This is a genomic window from Pseudomonas sp. MWU13-2862 (genome assembly GCF_023242495.1).
GTDB lineage: Bacteria > Pseudomonadota > Gammaproteobacteria > Pseudomonadales > Pseudomonadaceae > Aquipseudomonas > Aquipseudomonas gingeri_D.
In genome coordinates this window covers 149,447-156,025 of record NZ_JALMEZ010000017.1, presented here as the reverse complement: position 1 = coordinate 156,025, position 6,579 = coordinate 149,447, and the positions used below count along the sequence as shown (strand labels likewise).

6 protein-coding genes are annotated in these 6,579 nt (G+C 61.2%); 1 reads left to right on the top strand and 5 read right to left on the bottom strand.

Features of this window, described 5'->3' with window-relative positions:
* Window positions 1-8 precede the first annotated feature (8 nt).
* Genes M5C56_RS26945 through M5C56_RS26935 form a run of 3 tightly spaced genes read right to left on the bottom strand, consistent with a single transcriptional unit; the run spans window position 9 to window position 3,803 of the window.
* Entirely contained in the window at window positions 9-1,310 is a 1,302-nt protein-coding gene (locus M5C56_RS26945) for an FAD-binding oxidoreductase (RefSeq protein ID WP_103495208.1), read from the bottom strand.
* Window positions 1,307-2,395, bottom strand: a complete 1,089-nt coding sequence (locus M5C56_RS26940; RefSeq protein WP_103495207.1) for a polyamine ABC transporter substrate-binding protein — start codon at window positions 2,393-2,395, stop codon at window positions 1,307-1,309. The genes M5C56_RS26945 and M5C56_RS26940 overlap by 4 nt, the downstream gene beginning before the upstream one ends.
* Before the next feature lie 49 nt (window positions 2,396-2,444).
* Window positions 2,445-3,803, bottom strand: a complete 1,359-nt coding sequence (locus M5C56_RS26935) for a glutamine synthetase family protein (protein WP_103495212.1) — start codon at window positions 3,801-3,803, stop codon at window positions 2,445-2,447.
* A 174-nt stretch (window positions 3,804-3,977) separates the two neighbouring features.
* On the opposite strand from M5C56_RS26935, the gene M5C56_RS26930 reads away from it, so the two are divergent.
* Window positions 3,978-4,886 carry a helix-turn-helix domain-containing protein gene (locus M5C56_RS26930; RefSeq protein WP_103495206.1) on the top strand — a complete coding sequence of 303 codons (909 nt, stop codon included), beginning with the start codon at window positions 3,978-3,980 and terminating at the stop codon, window positions 4,884-4,886.
* A 9-nt stretch (window positions 4,887-4,895) separates the two neighbouring features.
* On the opposite strand, the gene M5C56_RS26925 is transcribed toward M5C56_RS26930, so the two are convergent.
* The gene (locus M5C56_RS26925) at window positions 4,896-5,297 is read right to left on the bottom strand and encodes a hypothetical protein (RefSeq protein WP_103495205.1); all 402 of its coding nucleotides are present in this window, start codon (window positions 5,295-5,297) and stop codon (window positions 4,896-4,898) included.
* A gap of 43 nt (window positions 5,298-5,340) precedes the next feature.
* Window positions 5,341-6,516: a class C beta-lactamase gene (ampC, locus tag M5C56_RS26920; RefSeq protein WP_247263375.1), complete on the bottom strand. Its 1,176-nt coding sequence runs from the start codon at window positions 6,514-6,516 to the stop codon at window positions 5,341-5,343.
* Window positions 6,517-6,579 lie beyond the last annotated feature (63 nt).

The window sequence follows — 6,579 nt, the reverse complement described above, 5'->3', positions numbered from 1 at the left end:
GGGGCACCTCAGCCCAGCGCTTCACGCAACCGATGCCACAGCATCCCCAGCGCCAGCAACGGCGAGCGCAAGGCCTTGCCCCCCGGGAAGGTCATATGCGGCACCGCGCTGAAGATATCCATGCCTTTGCTTTGCCCTGCATGGATAGCCTCGGCCAACAACCGCGCGGTCCAGTGGGTCACGTTGACGCCATGCCCCGAATAACCCTGGGCATAGAACACATTCGGATGCTGTTGCAGGCGCCCGACCTGGGGGAAACGATTGGCAGTGATGCCGATCATGCCGCCCCATTGATAGTCGATGCGCGCATCCGCCAGTTGCGGGAACACCTTGAGCATCTTCGGTCGCATATAGGCGGCGATATCCGCCGGGTCGCGTCCGGAGTAATGGCAGGCACCGCCGAACAACAGGCGCTTGTCGGCAGAAAGACGGTAGTAATCCAGCCCGACCTTCTGGTCGCACAGCGACAGGTTCTGCGGAATCAACTCGGCCGCCACCTCGGCGGCCAATGGTTCGGTGGCGATGATATAGCTGCCGGCGGGCAGCACCTTGCCGCTCAAACGTGGTTCCAGATCTTCCAGGTGCGCGTTGCAGGCCAGCACCAGGCTGTTGGCGCGCACGCTACCGGCGGCACAACGCACCTCCACCGTACTGCCATGGATCAGCTCCAGCACCGGGCTATGTTCGAAGATCTGAACCCCCAGCGCCTTCGCCACCCGCGCTTCACCGAGCACCAGGTTGAGCGGGTGCAAATGCCCCGAACCCTTGTCGATCAGACCGCCCGCATACGCCGTGCTGGCCACCACCTGGGCCATGTCCTGGGGCCCGACAATCCGGGTTTCATGGGCATAACCCAGTTCCGCCAGATGCGCCTGCTCGGCGCGGAACGCCGCGAACTGCGCCGGGGTGTTGGCCAGTTCGCAGAAGCCCCAGCGCAGGTCGCAGTCGATGGCGTGCTCGCGGATGCGATTGCCCACCACCTCGACCGACTCGATACCGGCACGCTCCAGATAACGCACGCCTTCCGTGCCGACATACTTGGCAAAACCGCTGACATCATGGCCGATGCCCCGAATCAACTGCCCGCCATTGCGCCCGCTGGCGCCCCAGCCGATCCGCCGGCCTTCCAGCAGCACCACCGACAGCCCACGCTGCGCCAGTTCGATGGCGGTGTTGACGCCGGTTAAACCGCCGCCGATCACGCACACATCGGCAGTCACCTGGGAGTCGAGCCGGGGATAATCCGGCATCGAACCGGCGGTCGCCGCGTAATAGGAGCGAGCGTGTTCCATTGGGCTGGCTTGACTCATTTGTTGGACTTCACTTTGCTCCAGGAGCGGGTCATCAGGCGCATGATCTCAGGTGTCGGTGTGGTGGAGATGTAGAGCTTATCGAGGACTTCCTGGGAGGGATAGACCTCGGGGTTGTTCACCAGCGCTTCGTCCATGTACTGCTTGGCCGCCGGGTTGGGGTTGGCGTAGCCGACGGTGGCGCTGACCTTGGCAATCACCTGCGGGTCCAGCAGGTAATTGATGAAGGCATGGGCCTCTTTCACATTGGTCGCATCGGCGGGAATCGCCAGTAAGTCGAACCACAGGTTGCTGCCCTCCTTGGGAATCGAATAGGCGATGTTGATGCCGTTCTTCGCTTCCTTGGCCCGGTTCGCGGCCTGGAACACATCACCCGAGTAACCGAAGGCAATGCAGATATCACCGTTGGCCAGGTCCGAGATGTACTTGGACGAGTGGAAATAGGTGATATAGGGCCGCAGGGTCAGCAGCTTGGCTTCAGCCTTCTTGTAGTCCTCGGGTTTCGAACTGCGTGGGTCCATGCCCATGTAGTTGAGCACCGCCGGGAACACTTCGTCGGCCGAGTCCATGAACGAGACGCCGCACTGGGTGAGCTTCTTCAGGTTCTCCGGTTCGAACAGCACCGCCCAGGAGTCGATATGGTCGATGCCCAGCACCTGCTTGATCTTGTCGACGTTGTAGCCGATGCCATTGGTACCCCACAGGTACGGCACCGAGTGTTCATTGCCCGGGTCGTTTTTCTCCAGCAGCTTGAGCAGTTTGGGATCGAGGTTCTTCCAGTTCGGCAGCTGCGAGCGATCCAGTTTCAGGAAGGCCCCGGCTTTGACCTGGCGGCCGAGAAAATGGTTGGAAGGCACCACCACGTCGTAGCCGGTGCGGCCGGCGAGCAACTTGCCTTCCAGGGTTTCGTTGGAGTCGAAGACGTCGTAGATCACCTTGATACCGGTCTTGCCCTGGAAGTCGGCGAGGGTGGTATCACCGATATAGTCGGTCCAGTTGTAGACGCTGACGGTCGGCTCGGCTTGTGCGGTGGCGCTGAACAGCAAGGCCAGTGCTAGCGGAACGACGGATTTCAATAGACGCATTCGACACCTCTTGTCGGGGTTGTTTTTCGGTCTGGGTAAAGGTTCTGGATCAGACGCTCAGCAGCAGGAACTCCCGCTCCCAGGAACTGATCACACGCTTGAAGTTTTCGTGTTCGGCACGTTTCACCGCCACATAGCCACGGACAAACTGGGTGCCCAGGTAGCGTTCGATGGTCGGGCAGTCTTCCATGTGCGCCAGCGCGTCCTCGATGGTGATCGGCAGGCGCAGATTGCGGCGTTCATAAGCGCGGCCTTCGACCTTGGCGCTCGGTTCGATCTGCTCGACCATGCCCAGGTAGCCGCACAACAGGCTCGCGGCAATCGCCAGGTAAGGGTTGGCATCCGCGCCCGGCAGGCGGTTTTCCACGCGCATGGCGTCGGGGCTGGAGGTCGGCACCCGCAGGCCGACGGTGCGGTTTTCCTCGCCCCACTCGACATTGACCGGCGCCGAAGTGTCCGGCAGGAAGCGGCGGAACGAGTTGACGTTGGGGGCGAACATCGGCAGCAGCTTGGGGATGTACTTCTGCAGACCGCCGATATGGTGCAGGAACAGCTGGCTCATCTGTCCGTCGGCATCGACGAAGATCGGTTTGCCGGTGACGCTGTCGACCACGCTCTGGTGCAGGTGCATGGCGCTGCCGGGCTCGTCGGCGATCGGCTTGGCCATAAAGGTCGCGGTGACGTTGTGCTTGAGCGCGGCTTCGCGCAGGGTGCGCTTGAACACGGTGATCTGGTCGGCCAGGTCGAGGGCATCGCCGTGACGGAAGTTGATTTCCATCTGCGCCGGGCCGTCTTCGTGAATCAGCGTATCGAGGTCCAGGCCCTGGGCTTCGCACCAGTCGTAGACGTCTTCGAACAGCGGGTCGAATTCGTTGGCGGCATCGATGGAGAACGACTGCCGACCGCTTTCCGCGCGACCCGAACGCCCCAAAGGGGCCTTGAGCGGCAGGTCCGGGTCTTCACAGCGCTGGGTCAGGTAGAACTCCATCTCCGGGGCAACAATGGGTTGCCAGCCTTTGTCGGCATACAGCTTGAGGACCTTCTTCAGGACATTGCGCGGCGACAACTCGATAGGGTTGCCCTGCTTGTCGAAGGTGTCGTGGATCACGATGGCGGTGGGCTCGATGGCCCATGGCACCACATACATGGCCGACGAATCCGGCCGGCAGATCATGTCGATATCGGCAGGGTCGAGCAGGTCGTAATAGACATCGTCGTCGACAAAGTCCCCTGTTACCGTTTGCAAAAGCACACTTTCCGGCAGGCGCATGCCTCGCTCATGCAGGAACTTGTTGGTGGGTGCGATCTTGCCGCGGGCGATACCGGTCAGGTCACTGACCACGCACTCTACTTCGGTAATCTTGTGTTCTTTCAGCCACGAAGACAGCTGATCGAAAGGGGCATTCATAAAGACCTCGTTGTTGGTTTTTTTCTGCGCCGGGTGATCTGTCTGCATCCCGGCCGAGCGGCGAGAGACTTCCCCTGCGGCGCATTGGCGACTATCTTGGGCGAGCGATGGGGGTCCCATCTATCCACTTTATGACGGCATAAGACGCACCAAATGAGTGCGAACGGTCATCCGATGACAGAGTCAAACGCCTTGCGGGTTCAAGCGTTCAATACCGCCGATGTGGCCGAGCAGATACGCGCCACACCCGGTTGGGTGCAGCATTACCAGCAGATGTCGCCGGGGCATTTCGCCGGGCAGATTCGTTACCTGGACCTGCAAGGGGTGCAGATCTACGAGGAGTGCATGAACACTCGGGTCGAGCAGAATTTCAGTGCGCCGTCGGGTGCGCTGGCCTTCTGTTTCGATCGCAGTGACAACGCCTTGTATGTGCTCAACGGCGAGAGCCGCAATATCTGGATCACTCCCGAGAACTACCAGGAAGTGGCGGTGGTGTTCGGTCCGGAGTTCGTGCAGCACCATGGCCTGGATGTGGCACGGCTGGAGGGGTTGTTCATGGCGCCGCTCAATTCGCAACAGAACGGCTTGTTCAGCCGCTGGCTGAGCGGGACCTTGACCCGTCTGGCGCAGACCTTCGATCCGCCGAGCCGGGAAAGCCTGACCCAGCAACTGCTGGACGACTGTCTCTACATTCTCGATAACGCTGTCTGCCTGGACCCAGGTTCCTTGCAGCGCCGCGCCGAGGAGCGTTCGATCATGAAACGCATCGGCGAGTGGGCGGCCGATTCGCCTGATGAGACCCTCAACCTGCTGGAGCTGTCCGGTTTCGCCGGGGTTTCATTGCGTCAGTTGCAGTACACCTTCAAGGCCTACACAGGCATGACGCCGAGCCATTGGCTGCGCTTGCGCCGGCTCAACAGCGCCCGCCATGAACTGCTCGGGCGCAATGCCCTGGACAAGACGGTGGCCGAGGTGGCGATGAATTGGTCGTTCTGGCACCTGGGGCGGTTTTCGAACAGCTATCGGGCGCTGTTCGGCGAACTGCCCAGCGAGACCCTCAAGCGCGGCCAGCGGCTGCGCTGAGACCGCGTCTCAGGCATCACGCAACAGGTCGTTGGCGTTGAGCAGGGCGTAGGCGATCTCCGGGTTTTTCTCCAGGCCACGGCGGATCGCGGCCGGAATCGACTGGCGGGTCTTGCGGCACAGGCCGGGGTGGTCGGCGATCTGGATATCGATGCCACGCATGGTGCGTACTTCATTGAAGCCCGGGACGACGGACACCCGCAGGCCCAACTGTTCGTATATCCGTTTTTGCAGGTGTTCGAGGTCGGCCAGGCTCTTGAGGTTTTCCAGACGCTCCAGCAGCACCTTTTCCTGCTGACGGGTCAGGCCCAGGATGCGCAGGTCTGCGCCGGCTATTTGCAGCAGTTGTTCCCGCTCGCAAATGCAGGCGCCGGGTGGGCAGGGCTGACGGATCGGAAGTGAGACTGTCATGGTCTCCGATCATAGCCAACCCGGCCGGCCTTTGCCTATCTGCTTACTTGACGCCCTCCAGTGCGTTCAGGATCTGGTAGGCGGCTTTTACCCTGACCGGGTTGGGATAGTTTTTGTTGGCCAGCATCACGATGCCGATTTTCTTCGCCGGCACGTAGACGACGTAAGCGCCGAAGCCACGGGTCGCCCCGGTTTTGTTGAACAGCGCATTCTTTTGCGGCGGCTGCGCGGGGTTGAATGGAGTGGTGATCTTGTGGGCCTCGTAGGCCATTTCCGAGGAGTTACCCGTCACTAACTGCTCAAGTTTGATCGGGTAGGGGTAGAACTCCCATCCCAGCCCCTGGGTGGTCCCATCGATCTGGTAGTAGCCGCTCTGCGTCAGATCTATGGCTTTGTGCAGCGGAGCTTCGAGGGTTTCCGGCTGGAGGTTGGCCTCGACAAAACGCAGCAGGTCGGTTGCGGTGGTCTTGATGCCGTAGGCTTCGGCATCCAGTGCGCCCGGGCCGACCCGTACGGATTGGCCATCCTGGGTGTAACCCTCGGCGTAATGGCCCATCTGCGCCGGCGGCACGTGGAGATAGGTGTGCTTCATGCCCAGCGCCGGCAGCAGGTTTTTTTCGATCAGTTCGTCGTAGGGGGCGCCGAGGCTTTTCGCGGCCACATAACCGAAGAGCCCCAGGCTCGGGTTCGAATACTGCCGATAGGTGCCGGCCGGATAGGTCGGTTTCCATTGCTTGAAGTAGTCGAGCATCTTGTCCTGGGCGTCGAACGCGTCCGGGAACTGCAGGGGCAGGCCACCTGCGGAGTAGGTGCCGAGTTGCAACACCGTGATGTTGTCGAAGGCGCTGCCTTGCAGCTCCGGCAGGTAGTGGCTGACCCGCTCCGACGGGACGAGCTTGCCCTGGGCCTGGGCATAGCCGGCGAGGGTGGCGGCGAAGGTCTTGCTGACCGAGCCGATCTCGAACAGGGTGTCATCGGTCACCGCTTGCCGATTGCTCTTCGAGGCCATTCCGTAGTTGAAGTGATATGGCTTCCCGTTCACCAGCACGGCCACCGCCATGCCGGGAATATTCTGCTCCTGCATGATCGGGGCGATAGCGGCGTCGACGATGGACTTGACGTTGTCCTGGGACGTGCCGGCCGCGAAGCTGTTGCTGGCGCCGATCAGCAGGAGGGAGGTCACCAGGACTTCCAGTTTGGCAAGGTTCTTCTTGAACATGGTTCAAAGGCTCCCAATATGTTTCATTATGTTAACCGCTCGCCCAGGAGCGGTTTTTTGTGT